Source organism: Streptomyces sp. NBC_01197 (assembly GCF_036010505.1).
Lineage (GTDB): Bacteria > Actinomycetota > Actinomycetes > Streptomycetales > Streptomycetaceae > Streptomyces.
The window spans coordinates 1,013,369-1,034,217 of the sequence record NZ_CP108569.1 but is presented as its reverse complement, the minus strand read 5'-3'; the positions used below and the strand labels follow the sequence as shown (position 1 = coordinate 1,034,217).

Here is a 20,849-nt window from a genome sequence, read left to right as displayed (position 1 = left end):
CTCCGGATCCCCATCGGCGAGGCAGGAGCGGCTCATGGCCGACAGCGAGGAAACCGCACGGACCGCACCACCGACCGTTTCCTCACCGGGCGCCAGCGCATCGCCCGAGGACGCCTATCTGGAGCGGCGGGCGCTGCGCCGCGGCAGCGCCGGGCCCCTGCTGCTGACCGGTCTGGGCGTCGCCTACGTCGTTTCGGGAGACTTCTCGGGGTGGAACAACGGTCTGGCGCACGGCGGCTTCGGCGGCCTGGCCATCGCCGCCGTCCTGATGGGCCTGATGTACACCTGCCTGGTCTTCGCGCTGGCGGAGCTGTCCTCGATCCTGCCGACCGCGGGCGGCGGCTACGGCTTCGCCCGGCGCGCGCTGGGCACCTGGGGCGGCTTTCTGACCGGGACCGCGATCCTGATCGAATACGTGCTGGCGCCCGCCGCGATCGCCATCTTCCTCGGTGACTATGTCGAAGCACTCGGCCTGTTCGGCCTGCACTCCGGCTGGCCGGTCTATCTCGCCTGCTTCGTGATCTTCATCGGCATCCATCTGTGGGGCGTCGGCGAGGCACTGCGATTCAGCCTGGTCGTCACCGCGATAGCCGTCGCCGCGATCGTCGTGTTCGCACTGGCCGCGCTCACCGACTTCCATGTGGACACGCTCAACGACATCCCGGTGCACGGCGGCGCCCTCGGGGCCAACTCCTGGCTGCCGTTCGGTGTTCTGGGCATCTGGGCGGCCTTCCCGTTCGGCATGTGGTTCTTCCTCGGTGTCGAGGGCGTACCGCTGGCCGCCGAGGAGACGCGGGACCCGGCCCGCGTCCTGCCGAAGGCGATGGCCGCCGCGATGGGCATCCTGCTGCTGCTCGCCCTGGTCACCTTCACCGCGGCGACCGGTGCCCGCGGCTCCGCCGCGATCCAGTCGGTGGGCGATCCCCTGGTCCACGCGCTGCAGCCGCACGATGAGCCGACCGTGGTCAGCCGGATCGTCAACTACGCCGGTCTCGCGGGCCTGGTCGCCTCGTTCTTCTCCCTCATCTTCGCCGGCTCGCGGCAGCTCTTCGCGCTCTCCCGGGCCGGGTACCTGCCCCGATTCCTCTCCCTCACCAGCCGCCGCAAGGCGCCCTACCTCGGCCTGCTGATCCCCGGCGCGCTCGGCTTCGCGCTCGCCGCGGCCACCGGCGACGGCGCCCGGATGCTGAACGTCGCGGTCTTCGGCGCCACCATCTCGTACGCGCTGATGTCGCTCTCGCACATCGTGCTGCGCCGCCGCGAACCCGGCCTGCACCGCCCGTACCGCACCCCCGGCGGGATGCTGACCTCGTCCGTCGCCTTCGTGCTGGCCTGCTCGGCGCTGGTCGCGACGTTCCTGGTCGACAAGGAGGCGGCCTTCATCGCGCTGGGCGTCTACGGCGTGGCGCTGGCCTACTTCGCCTGCTACTCCCGCCACCACTTGGTGGCCGCGGCGCCAGAGGAGGAGTTCGCGGCGCTGGCGGCGGCCGAGGCCGAACTCGAACGCGACTGACCCGCCCTCGGCCCGGACCCCGCACTCCGGGCCGACCCGAACACCCGCCACTTGTACGCACGGAGGAGCCGATGACCCAGCCGCTGATCGGCATCAGCACGTATCTGGAAGAGGCCCGGTGGGGGGTGTGGTCGCTGCGCGCGGCGGTGCTGCCCGCCGGCTACCACCGGCTGGTGCAGCGCGCGGGCGGGCTCGCGGCGCTGCTGCCGCCGGACGGCCCGTCGGCCGCCGCGTCCGCCGTGGCCCGCCTGGACGGGCTGGTGATCGCCGGCGGGGCGGACGTCGAGCCCGCCCGCTACGGCGCGGCCGCGCACCCCAGGACCGGGCCGCCGGCCCTGGACCGGGACGCCTGGGAACTGGCCCTGATCGAGGCCGCGCTGGAGCGCGGCGTACCGCTGCTCGGTATCTGCCGGGGGCTGCAGCTGCTGAACGTGGCGCTGGGCGGCACCCTCGTCCAGCACCTCGAAGGACACGCGGGCGCGCCCGGCGTCTTCGGCCGGCATGTCATCAAGCCCGTCCCCGGGACGCTCCTGGGCGGAACGCTGCCCGAGCCGGTGTCCGTGCCGACCTACCACCATCAGGCGGTGGACCGGCTCGGCCGCGGGCTGCTCGGTTCGGCGTACGCGGAGGACGGCACCGTCGAGGCGCTGGAACTGCCCGGCGCACGTGCTTTCACACTGGCCGTGCAGTGGCATCCGGAGGCCGGGGACGACACACGGGTGGTGGCCGCGCTGGTGGCGGCTGCCCGCGACCGGTCAGCCGGGCGGTGAGGAGCGGCCAGGTGGACCGGCGTTCATTGGCCGTCGGCCGCCCTGCCCGTTTCAGCCGCGGAAGCCGTCCGCCCCACATGATCGTGGCCGCGGCACTACGCTTCCGGCATGGACGAGGTTTCCGGCACGGACGACTCCGGCACGGACGAGGAACTGCGGTCGTTCATGGACCGGTTGCGCGGTGAGGCCGGGGGATCCGCGGCGTACGAACGGCTGGCCGCCAGCGCGGACCCGGAGGAGCTGGCCGGGGTCCTGACCGAGACGGGGCAGCCGCTGTGGGCCCGGGAGCTGGCGGCGTTGCGGCTGGGCTGCGCCGGGGACCGCCGGGCCTTCGAGGCCCTGGTGCTGCTGCTCAACCACCGCGACCCGGAGCGCTGCGTCCTGGCGGCGTACGCGCTCGCACGCCTCGGCGACCCGCGCACCGCACGCGCCGCGGCGGCCCTCGCGACCAACCCGCTGCGCACGGCCTACGCGCTCCAGCCGGTGCGGCTGCTCACGGAGCTGCGGGCCCCCGAGTCCGCTCCGGCGCTGATCCGCACGCTGGCGCCGCTGCTGGCACCCGACGGCCCCCATCCGAGGGTCGCGCTCGGCTGCGTCGAGGGGCTGGGGCTGCTCGGCGACCCGCGCGCGCTTCCGGTGCTCGAAGCGGCCCTGGCCCGCCCGGCGCTGCACGCCGCGGCGTCCCGGGCGCTGGGGCTGCTCGGATAGGTGTCCCGGTCCGGTAAGTCCGCTCCGGTCCGGGCAAGGCTGTTCCCGCTCGGGCAAGGCCTGTAGCCGTGCCCGGCAAGGCCCGTTCAGATCAGCGTCAGCTGGGTGGGTACCGCCGGTGAGGTCTCGGGCGGTGCCGGGATCCGGCGCGGCACACCGCGTTGGGCGGGGCCGATGCCGTACTCGGCGGCCAGCTCGTGCACCTGGCGGGTGATCCGGCGCTGGTACCACTTGGGGGCGTACGCCCCCTCCGCGTACAACCGCTCGTAGCGCCTGACCAGTTGCGGATGGCGCTCACCGAGCCAGGACATGAACCACTCGCGCGCCCCGGGCCGCAGATGCAGGACGAGCGGGGTCACCGAGGTCGCCCCGGAGGCCGCGACGGCGCGGACCGTGGCACGCAGCTGGTCAGGGTGATCGCCGAGGAACGGGATCACCGGAGCCATCAGCACCCCGCAGCCGATCCCGGCGTCGGTCAGAGTGCGTACGGCACCGAGCCGGCGCAGCGGTGAGGGGGTACCCGGTTCCACCGTGCGCCACAGCTCCTCGTCCACGAAGCCGACCGAGACGGAGACGCCGACGTCGGTGACCCGTGCGGCCTGCTGGAGCAGCTCCAGATCGCGCAGGATCAGGGTGCCCTTGGTCAGGATGCTGAACGGGTTCGCGTAGTCGCGCAGGGCCGAGATGATGCCCGGCATCAGTCCGTACCGCCCCTCCGCCCGCTGGTAGCAGTCGACATTGGTGCCCATCGCGATGTGCGCGCCCTGCCACTGCCGGGAGGCGAGCTTGCCGCGCAGCAGCTCCGGCGCGTTGGTCTTCACGACGATCTGTGAGTCGAAGCCGAGACCGGTGTCGAGGTCCAGATAGCTGTGAGTCTTGCGGGCGAAGCAGTACACACAGGCGTGACTGCAGCCCCGGTAGGGGTTGACCGTCCATTCGAACGGCATCCGGGAGGCGCCGGGCACCCGGTTCACGATCGAGCGGGCCCGTACTTCGTGGAAGGTGATCCCGCGGAATTCCGGGGTGTCGAAGGTACGGGTCGTCACGGAGTCCGCTCCGAACAGCGCGGCGTTCCCGCCGGTCCCGCCGTCCCCCGCTGTGGTGTCGTTCCCGGCGTTCCGGGTCAGCTGGTCCCAGCGCATGGCGCCTCCTCGATAGCACGTACTCCTGAATAGAACACCTGTTCCCACGCTTCGTGCAACCCGGATTTCCGTGCCCGCACCCGAGGTGGTTGGCTCAGCACGCGGTTCATCACACCGACTGAAGAACGACAGCTGGAGGAACTGGTATGGCGCAGGTAGAGGCCACCACGGAGCGGATCATCAACGCGGACGCCGAGGCGGTGTTCGACGCACTCGCCGACTACAGCGGTACCCGCGAGAAGCTCCTGCCCGGGCACTTCAGCGAGTACGAGGTCCGGGAGGGCGGCGACGGCGACGGCACGCTCGTCCACTGGAAGCTCCAGGCCACCAGCAAGCGCATCCGGGACTGCCTGCTCGACGTGACCGAGCCGACCGACGGCCGGCTCGTCGAGACGGACCGCAACTCCTCCATGGTGACCACCTGGACGGTCACTCCCGCCGGCGAGGGCAAGTCGAAGGCCGTCGTCTCCACCGTGTGGAACGGCGCCGGCGGCATCGGCGGATTCTTCGAGAAGACCTTCGCCCCCAAGGGGCTCGGCCGCATCTACGACGAGATGCTCGCGAAGCTCGACGCCGAAGTGGGCAAGCAGTCAGCCGCATAACCCCTTCGGGCGGAAATGAAGCTCACCGGTTCGAGTGGTTTTCCGTACCGCCCCGTTGTGCGCCGTAGGGGCTCTCACCGGCCCTGAAGCCCCCGGCGTGCGCCTCGCGCGCCAATCGTCGCGCTTGCACCCCCTTGTCGCCGAATGCGAGAAAAGGGCGGCGCAGGCGCGACGAGGGGAGCGGTACGTGGGTGGCATCACTCTGGTGAAGGACGGTCCGGACGGGCAGACCGATGTCCTGACGGAAGCGGCGGCCGTCCCGCCCCCGCCACCCCCCGCGCCGGGGCAGCAGCCCGAACTCAGCCCCGGCCGGGTGCGGATGGTCTTCTTCGGGCTGATGCTCACGCTGCTGCTCGCGGCCCTCGACCAGATGATCGTGGCGACAGCGCTGCCGAAGATCGTCGGTGAACTGCACGGCCTGGACAAGATGTCCTGGGCCGTCACGGCGTATCTCCTCGCCTCCACGATCGGCCTGCCGGTCTACGGAAAGCTCGGCGACCTCTTCGGCCGCAAGAGCATCTTCATGTTCGCGATCGTCGTCTTCGTGATCGGCTCCGCCCTGGCCGGATGGTCCCGGACGATGAACGAACTGATCGCCTTCCGGGCCGTCCAGGGCATCGGGGGCGGCGGCCTCATGATCGGCGTGCAGGCGATCATCGGCGACATCGTGCCGCCGCGCCAACGCGGCCGTTTCATGGGGCTGATCGGTGCGGTCTTCGGGCTCGCGTCCGTCGCAGGACCGCTCATCGGCGGCTTCTTCACCGACCACGCGTCCTGGCGCTGGTGCTTCTACATCAACGTGCCGTTCGGCCTGGTCACCCTGGCCGTCATCGCGGTCGTGCTGAAGCTGCCCAAGCCAACTGCCAGGCCCCGCCTGGACATTCTCGGCGCGCTGCTCCTGGCCGTGGCTTCGACCTGTCTGGTGCTGCTGACGACGTGGGGCGGCAACGAGTACGCCTGGGGCTCGCACACCATCGTCGGGCTGGCCGCCGGATGCGCCGTGGCGACCCTCCTCTTCCTGGCCGTCGAGCACCGCGCGCCCGAACCGGTCATCCCGCTGCGGCTGTTCCGCGACTCGATCTTCAACGTGACGGCGCTCGTCGGGGCCGTCGTCGGCGTCGCGCTCTTCGGCGCCGCCAGCTATCTGCCGACCTTTCTCCAGATGGTCGACGGCGCCAGTGCCACCGAGTCCGGCCTCTTCATGCTGCCGATGATGGGCGGCGTCGTCATCGCCTCCATCGTTTCCGGGCAACTGACCAGCCGCACCGGGCGGTACAAGATCTACCCGGTGCTCGGCAGCGCGATCTCGGCCGTCGGGATGTGGCTGCTCTCGCGTCTGGAGACCGACACCCCCCAGCTCACGTACAGCATCTGGATGGCCGTACTCGGCATCGGCATCGGGCTGATCATGTCGATCCTGGTGCTGGCCGTGCAGAACTCCGTGCCACCCCGCGACCTCGGCACCGCCACCAGTGCCAACAACTACTTCCGGCAGATCGGCGGCAGCGTCGGCGCGGCCGTCTTCGGCGCGCTCTTCGCCGGCCGCCTCACCGACGCCCTCAAGGTCCGCATCCCGTCCGGCGCGCACCTCCCCGACCCCGAGTCGATCACCCCGCAGCTGGTCCGCTCGCTGCCGCCCGCCGTGCGGGACGGCTACATCCGGGCGTACGCCGACGCCATGCCCCGGATCTTCCTCTACCTGGTGCCGGTGCTCGTGCTCGGCCTGTTCATCGCCTTCTTCCTCAAGGAGAAACCGCTGGTGTCCCACAACGCCCCCACAGCCGCACCGGATGCCGCGGTGCCCGCGGCCCGCACCCCGGAAGCCCCGTACGTCCCGGGTGTCCCCGTCTGCGGGACCGTCCAGCACTACGACGGATCAACGGTGCCCCGCGCGGCCCTCACCCTCATCGACATCACCGGACGCCAGATCGGGCGCGGTGCCAGCGGCGAGGACGGCCGGTACGCGCTGAGCGTGCCCGGATCCGGCTCGTACGTCCTCATCGCGGCGGCGGGCGGCCACCAGCCGCAGGCCGTCAGCGTCACGGTCGGCGAGCGCCCCGTCGATCTCGACGTGGTGCTCGGCGGCGCCGGACGGCTGGCCGGGACCGTGGTCACCGCGGACGGCACGCCGGTGCGCGACGCGGCCGTGACGCTCACCGACGTACGCGGCGAGGTGGTCGCTTCCACCCGCAGCGGGCGGGAAGGCGGCTACGTCATCAACGAGTTGGTGGCCGGTGAGTACACGCTCGCCGGCAGCGCCCCCGCGTTCCGCCCGGCCGCGATGCCGGTGAGCGTGCAGGCAGCGCGCGAGACCCGGCAGGACGTCGAACTCGCCGGCGGCGCCGTGCTGCGCGGCACCGTGCGGGCCGGCGGCGGCCGGCCGGTCGAGGACGCGCGGGTGACGCTGCTCGACGCGGCGGGAAACGTGGTGGACACCCTCACCACGGGCCCCGACGGCGCCTTCCGGTTCGTGGATCTGTCGTCCGGCGAGTACACGGTGATCGCGGCCGGTTACCCGCCGGTGGCGACGGTGCTCCAGGTCGCGGGCGGCGGGCGCACCGAGCGCGATCTCCAGCTCGGGCACGAGGACTGACCCAGGAGGACCGGTCCCCGGGGGCCGGCCTGTGAGAACGGGCCTGTGAGAACGGGCCTGTGAGGGCCGGCCCCTGGCGGGGTGCGCCGGGTCCGTGCGTGCGCCGGGCGCACCACCCGTCGGGGCCGATTCCGCCGATGGCCCCCGGGCGGCGGACGCGGGGCCGTACGGTGGACCCACGTACCGCAGAGCCTTGCGGCCGGGAAGGAGCCTTCCAGCCATGGACGTTGGTGTACCGCCGCAGAGGCCGGAGCCGCCGCGCGACGCCGCGGCGGGCCGTGTGCCGCTCGCCGTGGTGGTCGTCGATACCGAAGGGCTGGTCTCGCACTGGTCGACGGGCGCCCGCCGGCTCTTCGGCGTGCCGCGCGAGGAGGCGGTCGGCTGCGCCGCTGTCGAACTCCTGCCGGTCTCCGGGGCGTTGCGCCAGGAGGGAGAGCGCGGCCCGGACGGGACGTACGCCGACCTCGGTCCCGAACTCGACAGCTCGATCAGCGGGATCATCGCCTACCCGTCAGCCGGCCGGGCCCGGCTCGACGAGCCGCTGCGCGGTCGTATCGATGTGCTCTGGTGGGCGTACCCGCTGGTCGGTCCGGGCCCGGAGCGGCTGCTCGTCCTCGCGGCCGACGCCGCGCAGCCGGCGGACGGAGACGAGGACGACACCCCCGGGACCGTAGCCCCCGGATTCGCCCTCCACACCGACTTCCCCGGCTACCGGGAGCTGGCTGGACGGCTCCCCGAGATCCTGCCGAACATGAGTGTCCAGGAGGCGACCGGGATCGTTGCCCAGGTCCTCGAACTGGGCTATCCCGTACTGGAGTTCAGCCGCCACGACCAGGTCCCCGTCACCCCGGACTGGGGTGTGCCGCGGCATACCCCGCGCGGCCTTTCCGGCCATGAGCCCCGGGGCACCGGCGACGGCACCCGTCCGGCCCGTACGGCGCCCCGCCCCGAACTCGACCTGGAGTACGCCGCCGTCCGCGAGCGGCTGGAGTTCCTCAACGAGGCCAGCGGACGGATCGGCACCTCCCTCGATCTGGAACGCACCATCCGCGAGGTGACCAGCGCCGCAGTCCCCCGCTTCACCGACTTCGCGGGCACCCATCTGCGCGCCGCGGTGCTCGCGGGCGAAGGCTTCCCCGACGGCCCGCCCGACGTCACCACCGTCTGGCACCGGGTGTGGGTCGAGCACAACGACGAACCGGGCCGCTGGGACGACACCGTGCCGGTGGGCGAGGCCATCGCGTTCCCCGAGCACACGCCGTTCTTCCAGTGCATGGTCACCGGCGAGCCCGTGCTGATCCGGCACGTGGACGAGGAGCTGAGCAACCGGATCTCCGGTGAGTTCGAGAAGCGCGATCTGCGGCCTCTGATCACCCACAGGTCGCTGCTGATCGTGCCGTTGAAGGCCCGCGACGTGGTGCTCGGGTTCATGGTGCTGATGCGCCGGCCGGGCCGTGAGCCCTTCGACGACATGGACCGCACCACCGGCGCCGAACTCGCCGCCCGTGCCGGACTCGTCCTCGACAACGCCCGTATGTACACCTACCAGGAGAACGTCGCCGAGACGCTCCAGGACAGCATGCTGCCCACGGTCGAACCGCGGATGGCCGGCTGTGACATCGCCACCCGCTATCTGCCGGGGGCCCGGCTCGGAAGGGTGGGTGGCGACTGGTTCGACTCGGTGAAGCTGCCCGGCTCCCGGACCGCGCTCGTCGTCGGTGACGTCATGGGGCACGGGCTCAACTCGGCCGCGATGATGGGCCAGTTGCGCACCGCCGTCCTGACCATGGCCACCATGGAGATGCCACCAGCCCAGCTGCTGCGCAACCTCGACGACCTGGCGCAGCGGCTCGGCGAGCAGTATCTGGCGACCTGTCTGTACGCCGTCTACGACCCGATCCGTTCCGAACTCCAGATCGCCAACGCCGGACACATCCCGCCGGTCCTGGTCCGCGCCGCCGACGGCCGGGCCGAACTGCTCGATCTGCCGACGGGCGCGCCCATCGGCGTCGGTGGTGTCGCCTTCGAGACCGCGACCGTACGGGTGAGCCCCGGCGACCGGCTGGTCCTCTGCACCGACGGTCTGGTCGAGGTGCGCGGCCAGGACATCGGGGCCGGCCTCGCCGCGCTCTGCGCTTCCGCCGCGCACCCCGCCGCCTCCATGGACGACGCCTGCGACACGATCATCCGCGCGCTGAATCCGAGCGGCGGCCGCAAGGACGACGTGGCCCTGCTGATGGCGAGGGTGAACGGGATCCCCGCCGACGACGTCGCGGAGTGGCGGCTCGCCCTCGATCCCCGCGAAGTGGCGCGGGCCCGGCGGCTGGTCCGCGGGCAACTGCTCGCCTGGGGACTGCCGGACGCGGTGGAGCCTGCCGAGCTGATGGTCAGTGAACTCGTCACCAACGCCGTCAGGCACGGCCGAACCCATGAGGTGGGGCTGCGGCTGGTCAGGACGGCCGCCCTGCTCTGCGAGGTCAGCGACGACGAACCGGCGCCGGCCGCGCTGCTCAGCGCGTCAGGGGACGACGAGTCCGGCCGGGGGCTGCTGGTGGTGAGCGCTCTCGCCCGTGAGTGGGGCACCAGTGCCACCGCGCACGGCAAGACCGTCTGGTTCGAACAGGCGCTGACCCGGGTGGCGCGCACCGCGGACACCAGGTGAGAACTGCGACCGCAGGCGACTGAGTCCGTCCGTGCTCTTGCCCGCACGTGCCCCGGAACGGTAGTCGTTCTCCAGCAAGAGCACCGAGGGCGCAATGGACTTGGGAGTACGTATGGACGTGTCGCCGCAGTACCGGGAGTCGTGGGAAGGGTTCTGGTCGGCCACATCGGACACGCCTGGCGAGGCGATCTGGGACTCGGACCCGTCGCTCACCTCCGTACCGCACAGCGAGCTGCTGCTGCCGTACGCCGATCCCGCACTGCCGATCGTGGATCTCGGCTGCGGGAACGGCACCCAGACCCGCTATCTGTCCACCGTCTTCGCCCGCGCGCTGGGCGTGGATCTCTCGCACGCCGCGATCGGGCACGCGCGCCGGGCCGACACCGCGGGTGTGGCCGAGTTCGCGCAGCTCGACCTGGTCGACACGGACTCGGTCCGGGCGCTGAGCCGGCGGATCGGGGACACCAACGTCTATATGCGCGCGGTCATCCACCAGAGCGAACCCGACGCGCGCCCGGCCGTCGCCGCGGCCGTCGCGGCGCTGCTCGGCGAGCGGGGGCGGGCATTCGTAGTGGAGCTGACACCCGAGTCGAAGGAGGTGCTCCAGAAGGCGACGGAAGGTCCCGGCGGGCCGCCGGTGAAGCTGCGCAGGGTCATCGAACACGGTCTCAAGCCGGCCGACGCCTCCGAGGAGGAGGTGCCCGAGCTGCTCGTCGGCGCGGGGCTGACGGTACTGGCGAGCGGTGACACGGCGCTGGCCCAGACCGAGCACATGGCCGACGGGACCCGGATCGACCTGCCGGCGCGCTGGTTCGTGCTCGCTGCGGCTTCCTGAGGCCATTCGACCCCGCTGACCCACCCCGGGCCCGGTCGTCCCACCTGCCCCGGGGGGTCAGCCGGGCTCGTCGCCGGTGGGCGGCAAGATGTCCACCTGCCCGGGGGCGAGCTGCTCGACCAGGTCGGCCAGTTCAAGACAGGCCAGCTCGATCTTGCTGCGGATGTTCTTCTGCTCGGTGACGATCGCGGCCAGCAGCAGGGCGGTCAGCGCCACCGAGCCGTTGAACACGGCGACATTGGCCGTCGCCTCGGCGAGGCTCCGATGGCGGAAGGGGCCGCTGTACTCGGTCGCAGCCAGCACGGCGAACACCGAGACCAGACAGGCACAGGGCGCGCTGCCCGGCAGCTGGAACCGGAGCGCTGCCCAGATGAGCAGCGGAAAGACGAGGAAGAGGAGGGGGAGCGTGTTCCGCGTGGCCAGCAAGGTGACCACGACCGCGGCGATGGCCAGCGCGCTCGCCTCCAGCCATCTGTCGGTGGCGCGGGGGAGCCTGGCCTTGCGCAGCACGAGCAGCACCGGGGTGACCACGAGCACTCCCATCGCGTCACCGATCCACCACGCCGCCCAGACCGGCCAGAAGTCCCGGAGAGGGAGTCGGCCGGTCGCCGCCAGCGTCCCGCAGCCGATGGTGGCGCTGACCAGCATCGCTGCCATGGCGCCCAGGAACACCAGGGTCACGCCGTCCCGCAGCCGGTCGAGCTCCGGGCGGAAGCCCACCCTGCGCAGCAGCAGGAACGCGCAGACGGGAGCCAGGGTGTTGCCTGCCGAGATGGTGACACCGGGCTCGGTGATGGTGTTGCCGACCGTGGCGATGGAGAGCAGGGCACCGACGGCGATACCGGGCCAGACGCGCAGCCCCATGTAGAGAAGGGCGCTCAGCGCGACACCGGTGGGCAGCCAGAGCGGTGTGACCACGGCGCCGTCGACGAGTACCTCCCTGAGGAGGCCGAGGCGCGCCGATCCGTAGTAGGCAGCCGCCACCAGCACCATTTGCGCGACGAGCACCGTCGGGCGCCGGGTGTCCGGCGCGAACAGAGCAGTCGCCATCAGTGCGCCCCGGGGGAGAAGAGTCGATTTGATCCGGTATTCCCCGTGGAGGGCCGGGGATGTGCGAAATCCCGGAAGTTAGCCGATCCAGACCAACCGGGGCTTCCACCGGCGTAGACCTCTGGTCGTCCTTGCGGGATGCGACCGGCGCGTCGGAGTGGCCCGGGAGTTCGCACTCCGGCGCCTGCCGCGCGGCCTGTCCTGCACGGTGGCTGCGTGTCTCGGCTATGTCGTCCTTGAGCCGTGGAGCGAAAGAAACCCCTGTCAACACAGTTGACCCCTGAGCACCGTTGGGCCACATTACCTATCGGTAGTACCCAGCGGTAATCCCGTATTCGGTACTCCATGGCCAAAGGCGTGCGCGCGCCGGCGGTGCTGTCGCCTGCTTTTTGATCAAGCCGATTTTTCTCGTGAAGGTCGGCCGCGTCCGTTGCGGCTGCGCCTCCGCCCCTCGTGAGAAGAGAGAGCACATGCCCAAGCTTCGCCATGTCATGGTCGCGTCAGCTCTGGCGGGTGCGCTGACCGCCGGTTTCACCGGCGCCACCGCACACGCCACGTCGCCTCTGGACTACGTCGCCCTCGGCGACAGCTACAGCGCCGGCTCGGGCATTCTGCCTATCGACACCAGCAACCTGCTGTGCCTGCGCTCCACCGCGAACTACCCCCACGACATCGCCGCCACGACGGGCGCCCATCTCAAGGATGTGACCTGCGGCGGCGCTCAGACCAAGGACTTCACTGAATCCCAGTACCCCGGAGTGGCGCCCCAGACGGACGCGCTGAACGCCGGCACCGACCTGGTGACGTTCACGATGGGCGGCAACGACAACAACACGTTCATCAACGCCCTGACGGCCTGCGGCACCGCGGGTGTCCTCAGCGGCGGCAAGGGCAGCCCCTGCAAGGACAAGAACGGCACCTCATTCGAGGATCAGATCGACGCGAACACCTATCCCGCGCTCGTGAAGTCACTGCGGAACATCCGTGCCAAGTCGCCCAACGCCCGGGTGGCCGCGCTGGGTTACCCGTGGATCACGCCAGCGACCGCCGACCCGTCCTGCTTCGCGAAGCTCCCGATCGCCTCCGGCGACGTGCCCTATCTGCGCGGCATCCAGGCCCACCTGAACGCCGCGATCAAGCGTGCGGCCCAGGAGACGGGTGCCGTCTACGTGGACTTCTCCCAGACGTCCGAGGGGCACGACGCGTGCAAGGCCGTCGGCACCCGGTGGATCGAGCCGCTCCTGTTCGGGCGGAACCTCGTACCCGTCCACCCCAACGCCCTCGGGGAGCAGCACATGGCCGACCAGACGATGAGCGCCCTCGAGCTCGGCTGACGCGAGCGCCGTTGGACCGGCAGCCGTGAGGGCGCCGGCCGGAACGCCTTCCGGCCGGCGCCTGCGGTCCCCGGCCGCCGGGCCGGCCCTCAGACGGCGGCCGGCACCGGTCCATCGGCGGCCTTGCGCACCGGTTCCTGACGGGCGATGCCGAGGCCGGTGTAGCCGCAGATCAGTGCGATGATCACGCCGAAGTAGTTGAGGAACGCGTAGGGCGCGTACGCCATGGTCGCGACGCCCAGAGTCGTGGACATATAGGTGGCTGCCTCGGTCCACGGCACCAGTGGCACGAAGACCGTTCCGGAGTCCTCCAGGGTGCGCGACAGGTTCTTCGGCCCGAGGCCGCGCTCGGGGTAGATCTCGCGGAACGCCTGGCCCGGCACGATGATCGTCAGGTACGAGACCCCCATCGTGAGCGCGGCGCCCACCGAGGTCAGCGAGGTGGCGAGGATGATTCCGCCCGTCCTGCGGACCTTGGCGAGCAGCCGGTGCATCAGGACGTCCAGGCAGCCGGTCTCGGTCAGGATGCCCGCGAAGGCGAAGCCGGCGAGTCCGATGAGCATGGTCGACGCCATCGACGCCATGCCACCGCGATTGAGGAGTGTGCCCGCCGCCGCGGACAGGTGCTGGGGGTCGACGCCGCCGTGGCCGCTCAGCATCGACGTCGTGAAGCCGGTGGAGACGGAGGCGCCTATCTGCTGGAGGGAGAAGCCCTGGAAGACAGCGCCCAGGATTCCCGCGACCGCTGAGGAGACGAGGATCGTCGGCAGGGGCGGCTTCTTCATGATCGCGCCCACCAGCACCGCCGCGGGCGGCAGCAGAAGCAGCGGGTTGAAGTGGAACCCCTGCTCCAGCACGGTTCGCAGCGCCACCGTGCGCTGGGCGGCATGACCGTCGGCGTGCTGGGTGCGGCCAAGGAAGAGGTACAGGACGCAGGAGAGCACCGCTGCCGGGCCGGTCGTCCAGAGGAGGTGCCGGATGTGCTCGAAGAGGGTCGAACCGGCCACGGCGGGAGCCAGGTTGGTGGTGTCCGACATCGGGGACATCTTGTCGCCGAAGTAGGCGCCCGAGATGATGGCGCCCGCCGTCATGGGCAGGGACACACCGAGTCCGCCGGCCACGCCGATCAGCGCGACGCCGACGGTGCCGACGGAGCCCCAGGAGGTGCCGGTCACGGTCGATACGACCATCGTGATCAGGAACGCCAGCACCACGATCCACGAGGGATGGATGGCCTTCAGGCCCCAGTCGACGATCATGGGGATCGTCCCGCTCAGCGTCCAGGTGCCGATGAGCATGCCGATGGAGATCAGGATCAGCAGCGCCGGCATCGCGGCGTCGATCTTCGACCGTATGCCGGCGAGCATCTCGTCCCAGGTGACGCCGAGCCACCGGGCGATGACGCCGGTGACGGCGCAGGCCGCGACGAGGAGGACCACGGGGTCGAGGTCGAACCGGAGAGTGCCCACGATCATGAGGGTCAGCATCAGCACCACGGGCAGTGCGGCGACGAGCAGTCCGGGGGTGCGGCGCTCGCGCGAGGGCGCCGCCGCGTCAGAGGGTTCGGTCATTTTGGGTACTCCAGTGGCCCGGCGGGGCCGGACGGTTCGGCGGGGTGACGGGGGAGGGGGGTGCCTCTATGTCGTTCGTCAATTCCGCGCTGCCGGTTTCGGGGGTGTTGGTCTGGTTTATGCGGCGAGGGCAACGGTGGGTGTTCGGGGTTCGTAGAAGGTTCCGTCGCGGAGCATGGCGAACAGGACGCTGATGCGTTGGCGGGCGAGGCGGAGGAGGGCTTGGGTGTGGGTCTTTCCGCGGGCGCGTTGCTTGTCGTAGTAGGTCCGGGAGGCGGGATCGGCGTTCATGCAGGCGAAGGCGGACAGGAACATGGCCCGTTTGAGCTGGCGGTTTCCGCCTCGTGGGGCGTGTTCGCCGTGGATGGAGGTTCCCGACGACTTTGTTGTCGGGGCGAGGCCCGCGTAGGAGGCGAGGTGGGCGGCGGTGGGGAAGTTGGTGCCGTCGCCGACGGTGGTCAGCAGGACTGCGGCGGTCCTGACGCCGACGCCGGGCATCGAGGTCAGGACCGGGGAAAGAGGGTGGGCCTCCAGCAGGGTGTTGATCTGGGCTTCCAGGGCCCGGCGCTGTGCGTGGACGGCGGCGAGCGAGCGGGCCAGGGACGGGACCACGATGTCGAGGGTGCCGGTGCCGGGAACGGTCACGGTCTGCTCGTCCAGGGCGTCGAAGACGTCGTCGATCAGCCGGGCGGCCATGCGCGGGGCCTTGGGCCGGATGAGTTCGACGAGGCGGCGTCGGCCGGCTTTGCGCAGGGCGGCCGGGGAGCCGTGGCGTTCCAGGAGCCAGGTGACGGCCTGGTGGTCCAGGCGGGGGCCCAGGACACGCTCCAGCGACGGGTGGAACTGGGTGAGCAGGCCGCGTATCCGGTTGCTGGTGCGGGTGGCCTCGGCGGCGAGGTCCTGGTCGAAGCCGGTCAGGACGGTGAGCTCGGCGGTGATCTCGTCGGCGAGTTCGAGCGAGCGCAGGGTGTGGGGCAGGGTGCGGGCGGCATCCGCGATCACTGCCGCGTCCCTGGCGTCGGTCTTCGCCTCGCCGGGATACAGGTCAGCGATCCGGCGCATCGCGAGTCCTGGCAGGTAGGCGACTTTGCAACCGGTGTCCCGGGCGACGGCCAGGGGCAGGGCGCCGATGGAGGCGGGCTGGTCCACGATCACCAGCACCATGCCGAACTTCGTGGCCAGCTTCTCGAAGACGGCCCGCAGCTTCGGCTCGCTGTTGGGCAGCTGCTTGTCGAAGACCTTCTTCCCGGCCGGGGTCAGCCCGTGTCCGTGATGGGCACTCTTGCCGACGTCCAGGCCCAGGAAGACGCCCACCTCAGTGGTGTCGAGCATCGTTGTTCTCCCTCTCCTCAAGGGGGTGTTCACGGTGCCGGCCTCGGCATGGGTGTCGTACGCGCGCATCCACGTTATGCAGACCTGCCGCCCGCGAACTGTCCGGCATTGCGCCGGACCGGGCGGTGGCCGGACCTCTCATCAGCGTCTCCGACAACACCTCCCGGGCCCGGTGACACCACCCCCCAGGTCATGCCTTCGACAGGGGGCAACAGTCATGCCGGACCCGGAGGCCAGCGGTCCCATTGCAGGACCGCGAAAAACATAACGGAGGGCGACCGGCTGCCGGGGAACGCCGGCCGGAGGCCAAAGGGACACGGCGAACCGCGCCGGAGCGCGGAAGTACCCCGTCCGATGGTGACGGGGCCGTTCCCGTCTCGGGTGTCATCCGACGGCCGGGCCGTCAGCTGTCAGCCGAGGGCCGTTTCCGTCAGGTGTCAGCCGACGCTCGGGCTCGTCAGGTGTCAGCCGGCGGTCGAGTCCGTCGGCTGTCAGCCCGCAGCCGGGGCGCTTGCCATGTGGGACCGCACCCGGCCGAGATGGAGATCCATGAGCGCCGCGGCGCGCCCGCCGTCACCTTCCGCGACGGCGGCGGTGATCTCCTCGTGGTCGTCCAGGGAATCGGCCGTGTGGGCCGCCGGGACGTCCAGCGGACTGCGCAGCAGGATGATCTGCTGCTGCGCCCGCCACAGCTGCTCGGCGATGCGGGGACTTCGCGCGGTGTCCGTCAGGGTCCGGTGGAAGTCCAGGTCCAGCCGGTGCACGAAGCGCCGGCCGCTCTGGATGGTCTTCCGCGCCCGCGCGCAGGCCGAGCGCAGCGCGGCGACGTCCTGCTCGTCGCGGCGCTCCGCTGCGAGCCGGGCGGTCGTCGTCTCGAGCGCCGTACGGAGCTCGAACAGGGCCCGGACGTCGTCGGGTCCGGCCGCGAAGACCGTGGCCCCGCGGTTGGGATTGTGTACGAGTAGCCCCTCGCTGGCGAGTTGCCGCACGGCCTCGCGCAAGGGCCCCCGGCTGGTGCCGAGTTCCCGTGCGAGAACCACCTCATTGATCCGGGTCCCGGGTCGCAGGTGGCCGCCGAGCAGGCGTTCGCGCAGCACCTCGGCGATCTGGACGGCGAGGCCGCGTTGCAGAGTTTCACTCACAGGGAACGCCTCCTCCGGCCAAGGTGTTGACAGTTGCCAGTTGACAGGCATGTTTCCGCAGGTGTCAAGAGTGGTTGGCGAAATTCACCTTCACGCTCGACAGCTTCGACGCCAAGTGATAACTGTCAACAGTTGACTCAAGTGCTCGACAACTGACTCGATCTGACTCGAACTGGAGAGGTGGACGTACTGATGCACACCGTGGTGGCCGAGGTCTGGCGTGGGGATTTCCTGGAGTCCGTGCACCACGGGACGGTCCTCGCGACCGGCTCGGACGGTTCGGAGATCCTGCGGATCGGGGACGTCGACGCCCCGATGTACCCGCGCTCCTCCAACAAGCCGCTCCAGGCGCTCGGTATGCTCCGCGCCGGGCTCGGCCTTGACGGTGAACTCCTGGCCCTGGGCTGCGCCAGCCACTCCGGGGAGCGCATCCACCTGGACGGCGTGCGGGCGATACTCGGTTCGGCCGGGCTCGGTACGGACGCGCTGCGCTGCACGGCAGCCCTGCCCATCGGTGAGGGCGCGCTGCGCGCGTACCTGGCGGGCGGGGGGCAGCCATCGCCGCTGACGATGAACTGCTCGGGCAAGCACGCCGCGATGCTGGCGACCTGCGTCGTGAACGGCTGGGACACCGCCACGTACCTCGACCCGGAGCACCCGCTCCAGGTGGTGCTGCGCGAGACACTGGAGGAGCTGTCGGGCGAACGGGTCGCCGCCACCGGGATCGACGGCTGTGGCGCGCCCCTGTTCGCCATCAGCCTGCGGGGTCTCGCCCGGGCGTTCGGCCGTCTGGCCGCGGCGCCGGAGGGCAGCCTCGAACACCGCGTGGCCCGCGCGATGAACACCCACCCGCGATATGTCGGCGGCACCGGCCGCGACGTGACGCGGATCATGGGCGCCCTGCCGGGGTCCGTCGTCAAGGACGGTGCCGAGGGCGTGTACGCGCTCGGCCTGCCCGACGGGTCCGCCGTGTCGCTCAAGATCGCCGACGGCTCCCAGCGGTCCCGGCCCGTGGTGATGGTCGCCGCGCTGCGCCACCTCGGCGTGGACGTGGACGGCGACGAGACGCTCAAGGCGCTCGCCACCGCGCCGGTACTCGGCCATGGTGAGCCGGTCGGCGCGGTCCGCCCCACGTTCTGACGGGGCGGGGGCGGGGGGCAGCCGGGCTGTGAGGTGATCGGGCACCGTGTGGGCCGGGGGTCACGCGGTGCCCGGGATGATCGGGGTCTGTGGCCGGTCGGCAGGGCCGGCCGGCCGTGTCGGTGGCGAGGTCCGCCAGTAGTACGACGGGTCGCATCCGCGGAAAGGGCTGGTCGTAGGCCATAAGGAGTGCGTTCACTGGTCTGGACCACCGATAGTTATCCACAGCTGTGGCCGAGGTGGCTCGGCAGCGCGTACGGTTTCGAGGCATGAAGATCCTCATCAGCGCCGACATGGAGGGCGCGACCGGTGTGACCTGGCCCGGCGACGTACTGCCCGGCAGTGCGCAGTGGGAACGCTGCCGGTCCCTGTTCACATCCGATGTGAACGCCGCCGCCCTCGGCTTCTTCGACGGGGGCGCCGATGAGGTGCTCATCAACGAAGCCCACTGGTCCATGCGCAATCTGCTCATCGAGCAGCTCGACGAGCGGGTCCAGATGCTCACGGGCCGTCATAAGTCGCTGTCCATGGTGGAGGGCGTCCAGCACGGCGACGTCGACGGGATCGCCTTCGTCGGCTACCACACCGGCGCCGGCATGGAGGGCGTACTCGCGCACACCTACCTGGCCAACTCGATCACCGGGGTCTGGCTCAACGGGGTACGGGCGAGCGAGGGTTTTCTCAACGCGCATGTCGTCGCGGAGTACGGAGTCCCCGTGGTGCTCGTCACCGGCGACGACCTGGCCTGCGCCGACGCGCTGGGCTACGCGCCCCGGGCCCGTACGGTGGCCGTGAAGGACCATGTCTCGCGGTACGCGGCGGTCTGCCGCACCCCGGCCCGTACGGCCTCCGACATCCGGTCGGCCGCAGCGGAGGCCACCGCGCTCGCCGTGCGCCACGAACCCGCGACCGGTACGTCCTTCACGGTGGAGCTGGAGTTCGACGCGGAGCATCTGGTGGGCGCCGCGAGCGTCGTTCCGGGGGTCCGGCGGACGGCTGAGCGGCGTGTCGCGTACACCAGCGCGACGATGTATGAGGGCATTCGGACCTTCAAGGCGGTTACGACGCTCGTCTCGTCCGCGGTGGAGGAACAGTATGGCTGACGTGAACCCGATGGCAGCGGGCCGGCTGGACGCCCGGGCGCTCGACGAGGTGGTGGACTTCACCTCGGAACTGATCCGGATCGACACGACCAACCGGGGCGGTGGCGACTGCCGGGAGCGGCCCGCCGCGGAGTACGTCGCCGAGCGGCTGGCCGGTGCCGGGATCGAGCCGACGCTGCTTGAGCGCACCGCGGGGCGAACCAATGTGGTCGCGAGGATCCCGGGCACCGACCCCTCGGCGGACGCGCTGCTGGTCCACGGGCACCTCGACGTGGTGCCCGCCGAGCCGGCCGACTGGTCCGTGCACCCGTTCTCCGGTGAGATCCGCGACGGCGTGGTCTGGGGCCGCGGTGCCATCGACATGAAGAACATGGACGCGATGGTCCTCGCGGTGGTGCGGGCCTGGGCGCGCGAGGGCGTCCGCCCCCGGCGCGACATCGTCATCGCCTACACGGCCGACGAGGAGGCGAGCGCCGTCGACGGCTCCGGCTTCCTCGCCGACCAGCACCCCGGGCTCTTCTACGGCTGCACCGAGGGGATCAGCGAATCCGGTGCCTTCACCTTCCACGCAGGCCCTGACCTGCCCATCTACCCCATCGCGGCAGGTGAGCGCGGCACCGCCTGGCTGAAACTCACGGCGCACGGCAAGGCCGGCCACGGCTCCAAGGTCAACCGCGACAACGCGGTCAGCAGGCTCGCCGCCGCCGTCGCCCGGATCGGCGAACACCAGTGGCCGGTGCGGCTCACCCCGACCGTGCGGGCCGCGCTCACCGAGATCGCCGCGCTGCACGGCATCGAAACCGACACCGCCGCCCCGGACTTCGATGTGGACGCGCTGCTCGCGAAGCTGGGCCCGGCGGCCGCGCTGGTCGAGCCGACCGTCCGAAACAGCGCCAACCCGACGATCCTGGACGCCGGTTACAAGGTCAACGTGATCCCCGGGCACGCGACGGCATACGTCGACGGGCGGATGCTGCCCGGCGGCGAGGACGAGTTCCGCACGACGCTCGACCGGCTCACCGGGCCGCACGTCGACTGGGAGTTCGACCACGGCGAGGTCGCGCTCGAAGCGCCGGTGGACTCGCCGACGTACGCGAAACTGCGTGCGGCCGTCGAGAAGTTCGCACCGGAGGGGCATGTGGTTCCCTACTGCATGTCGGGGGGCACGGACGCCAAGCAGTTCTCCCGGCTGGGGATCACCGGGTACGGCTTCTCGCCGCTGCGGCTGCCCGCCGGCTTCGACTACCAGGCCCTGTTCCACGGCGTCGACGAGCGGGTGCCGGTGGACGCGCTGCACTTCGGTGTCCGGGTGCTCGATCACTACCTGCGTACTGCATAGGGGAGTTGGCAGC

The 20,849-nt window shown here is 70.9% G+C and carries 16 protein-coding genes; 11 read left to right on the top strand and 5 right to left on the bottom strand.

Going from position 1 to position 20,849, the window contains the following annotated elements; genetic code table 11:
• Window positions 1–34: 34 nt before the first annotated feature.
• The 3 genes from eat to OG452_RS04590 all read left to right on the top strand — a co-directional run bounded on the left by eat (window position 35) and on the right by OG452_RS04590 (window position 2,991).
• Window positions 35–1,513 carry an ethanolamine permease gene (gene eat, locus OG452_RS04600; RefSeq protein ID WP_327294323.1) on the top strand — a complete coding sequence of 493 codons (1,479 nt, stop codon included), beginning with the start codon at window positions 35–37 and terminating at the stop codon, window positions 1,511–1,513.
• A 71-nt stretch (window positions 1,514–1,584) separates the two neighbouring features.
• Entirely contained in the window at window positions 1,585–2,283 is a 699-nt protein-coding gene (locus tag OG452_RS04595; RefSeq protein WP_327294322.1) for a gamma-glutamyl-gamma-aminobutyrate hydrolase family protein, read from the top strand.
• 108 nt (window positions 2,284–2,391) lie between these two features.
• A complete protein-coding gene (locus OG452_RS04590; RefSeq protein WP_327294321.1) occupies window positions 2,392–2,991 on the top strand; it encodes a HEAT repeat domain-containing protein in 600 nt (199 codons plus the stop codon).
• A gap of 86 nt (window positions 2,992–3,077) precedes the next feature.
• On the opposite strand, the gene OG452_RS04585 is transcribed toward OG452_RS04590, so the two are convergent.
• Window positions 3,078–4,133 carry an Rv2578c family radical SAM protein gene (locus OG452_RS04585; RefSeq protein WP_327294320.1) on the bottom strand — a complete coding sequence of 352 codons (1,056 nt, stop codon included), beginning with the start codon at window positions 4,131–4,133 and terminating at the stop codon, window positions 3,078–3,080.
• A gap of 146 nt (window positions 4,134–4,279) precedes the next feature.
• Here OG452_RS04585 and OG452_RS04580 point away from each other — a divergent pair, with 146 nt between their 5' ends.
• The 4 genes from OG452_RS04580 (at window position 4,280) to OG452_RS04565 (ending at window position 10,825) form a co-directional block, all read left to right on the top strand.
• The gene (locus tag OG452_RS04580) at window positions 4,280–4,735 is read left to right on the top strand and encodes an SRPBCC family protein (protein WP_327294319.1); all 456 of its coding nucleotides are present in this window, start codon (window positions 4,280–4,282) and stop codon (window positions 4,733–4,735) included.
• Window positions 4,736–4,922: 187 nt separating this feature from the next.
• Window positions 4,923–7,328 (top strand): MFS transporter, encoded by a 2,406-nt coding sequence (locus OG452_RS04575; RefSeq protein WP_327294318.1) that lies wholly within the window; start codon window positions 4,923–4,925, stop codon window positions 7,326–7,328.
• Between the two features lie 220 nt (window positions 7,329–7,548).
• The gene (locus tag OG452_RS04570; RefSeq protein ID WP_327294317.1) at window positions 7,549–9,990 is read left to right on the top strand and encodes a SpoIIE family protein phosphatase; all 2,442 of its coding nucleotides are present in this window, start codon (window positions 7,549–7,551) and stop codon (window positions 9,988–9,990) included.
• A 112-nt stretch (window positions 9,991–10,102) separates the two neighbouring features.
• Window positions 10,103–10,825, top strand: coding sequence for a class I SAM-dependent methyltransferase (locus tag OG452_RS04565; RefSeq protein ID WP_327294316.1), 723 nt, complete (start codon window positions 10,103–10,105; stop codon window positions 10,823–10,825).
• A gap of 57 nt (window positions 10,826–10,882) precedes the next feature.
• Here OG452_RS04565 and OG452_RS04560 read toward each other — a convergent pair whose 3' ends face one another.
• Entirely contained in the window at window positions 10,883–11,875 is a 993-nt protein-coding gene (locus tag OG452_RS04560; protein WP_327294315.1) for an MASE1 domain-containing protein, read from the bottom strand.
• A gap of 470 nt (window positions 11,876–12,345) precedes the next feature.
• Here OG452_RS04560 and OG452_RS04555 point away from each other — a divergent pair, with 470 nt between their 5' ends.
• A complete protein-coding gene (locus tag OG452_RS04555) occupies window positions 12,346–13,209 on the top strand; it encodes an SGNH/GDSL hydrolase family protein (protein ID WP_327294314.1) in 864 nt (287 codons plus the stop codon).
• 89 nt (window positions 13,210–13,298) lie between these two features.
• Here the strand turns inward: OG452_RS04555 and nhaC are convergent, their stop codons facing one another.
• The 3 genes from nhaC to OG452_RS04540 form a co-directional block, all read right to left on the bottom strand.
• The gene (gene nhaC, locus OG452_RS04550) at window positions 13,299–14,780 is read right to left on the bottom strand and encodes a Na+/H+ antiporter NhaC (protein ID WP_327294313.1); all 1,482 of its coding nucleotides are present in this window, start codon (window positions 14,778–14,780) and stop codon (window positions 13,299–13,301) included.
• 117 nt (window positions 14,781–14,897) lie between these two features.
• Window positions 14,898–16,112: an IS110 family transposase gene (locus OG452_RS04545; RefSeq protein ID WP_327294085.1), complete on the bottom strand. Its 1,215-nt coding sequence runs from the start codon at window positions 16,110–16,112 to the stop codon at window positions 14,898–14,900.
• A gap of 491 nt (window positions 16,113–16,603) precedes the next feature.
• Complete coding sequence (locus tag OG452_RS04540) at window positions 16,604–17,254, bottom strand: GntR family transcriptional regulator (protein ID WP_327294312.1); 651 nt, start codon at window positions 17,252–17,254, stop codon at window positions 16,604–16,606.
• Between the two features lie 192 nt (window positions 17,255–17,446).
• Here OG452_RS04540 and OG452_RS04535 point away from each other — a divergent pair, with 192 nt between their 5' ends.
• The 3 genes from OG452_RS04535 (at window position 17,447) to OG452_RS04525 (ending at window position 20,836) form a co-directional block, all read left to right on the top strand.
• Window positions 17,447–18,394, top strand: a complete 948-nt coding sequence (locus OG452_RS04535) for an asparaginase (RefSeq protein ID WP_327294311.1) — start codon at window positions 17,447–17,449, stop codon at window positions 18,392–18,394.
• Between the two features lie 269 nt (window positions 18,395–18,663).
• Window positions 18,664–19,497 carry a M55 family metallopeptidase gene (locus OG452_RS04530; RefSeq protein ID WP_327294310.1) on the top strand — a complete coding sequence of 278 codons (834 nt, stop codon included), beginning with the start codon at window positions 18,664–18,666 and terminating at the stop codon, window positions 19,495–19,497.
• Window positions 19,490–20,836: a M20/M25/M40 family metallo-hydrolase gene (locus OG452_RS04525; protein ID WP_327294309.1), complete on the top strand. Its 1,347-nt coding sequence runs from the start codon at window positions 19,490–19,492 to the stop codon at window positions 20,834–20,836. The genes OG452_RS04530 and OG452_RS04525 overlap by 8 nt, the downstream gene beginning before the upstream one ends.
• The last annotated feature ends 13 nt before the right edge of the window (window positions 20,837–20,849 follow it).

What these genes read in the sequence shown, in the direction of transcription:
- eat (WP_327294323.1), top strand. Translation starts at nt 35, where the DNA reads ATGGCCGACAGCGAGGAAACCGCACGGACCGCACCACCGACCGTTTCC.
- OG452_RS04595 (WP_327294322.1), top strand. Translation starts at nt 1,585, where the DNA reads ATGACCCAGCCGCTGATCGGCATCAGCACGTATCTGGAAGAGGCCCGG.
- OG452_RS04590 (WP_327294321.1), top strand. Translation starts at nt 2,392, where the DNA reads ATGGACGAGGTTTCCGGCACGGACGACTCCGGCACGGACGAGGAACTG.
- OG452_RS04585 (WP_327294320.1), bottom strand. Translation starts at nt 4,133, where the DNA reads ATGCGCTGGGACCAGCTGACCCGGAACGCCGGGAACGACACCACAGCG.
- OG452_RS04580 (WP_327294319.1), top strand. Translation starts at nt 4,280, where the DNA reads ATGGCGCAGGTAGAGGCCACCACGGAGCGGATCATCAACGCGGACGCC.
- OG452_RS04570 (WP_327294317.1), top strand. Translation starts at nt 7,549, where the DNA reads ATGGACGTTGGTGTACCGCCGCAGAGGCCGGAGCCGCCGCGCGACGCC.
- OG452_RS04565 (WP_327294316.1), top strand. Translation starts at nt 10,103, where the DNA reads ATGGACGTGTCGCCGCAGTACCGGGAGTCGTGGGAAGGGTTCTGGTCG.
- OG452_RS04560 (WP_327294315.1), bottom strand. Translation starts at nt 11,875, where the DNA reads ATGGCGACTGCTCTGTTCGCGCCGGACACCCGGCGCCCGACGGTGCTC.
- OG452_RS04555 (WP_327294314.1), top strand. Translation starts at nt 12,346, where the DNA reads ATGCCCAAGCTTCGCCATGTCATGGTCGCGTCAGCTCTGGCGGGTGCG.
- nhaC (WP_327294313.1), bottom strand. Translation starts at nt 14,780, where the DNA reads ATGACCGAACCCTCTGACGCGGCGGCGCCCTCGCGCGAGCGCCGCACC.
- OG452_RS04545 (WP_327294085.1), bottom strand. Translation starts at nt 16,112, where the DNA reads ATGCTCGACACCACTGAGGTGGGCGTCTTCCTGGGCCTGGACGTCGGC.
- OG452_RS04535 (WP_327294311.1), top strand. Translation starts at nt 17,447, where the DNA reads ATGCACACCGTGGTGGCCGAGGTCTGGCGTGGGGATTTCCTGGAGTCC.
- OG452_RS04530 (WP_327294310.1), top strand. Translation starts at nt 18,664, where the DNA reads ATGAAGATCCTCATCAGCGCCGACATGGAGGGCGCGACCGGTGTGACC.
- OG452_RS04525 (WP_327294309.1), top strand. Translation starts at nt 19,490, where the DNA reads ATGGCTGACGTGAACCCGATGGCAGCGGGCCGGCTGGACGCCCGGGCG.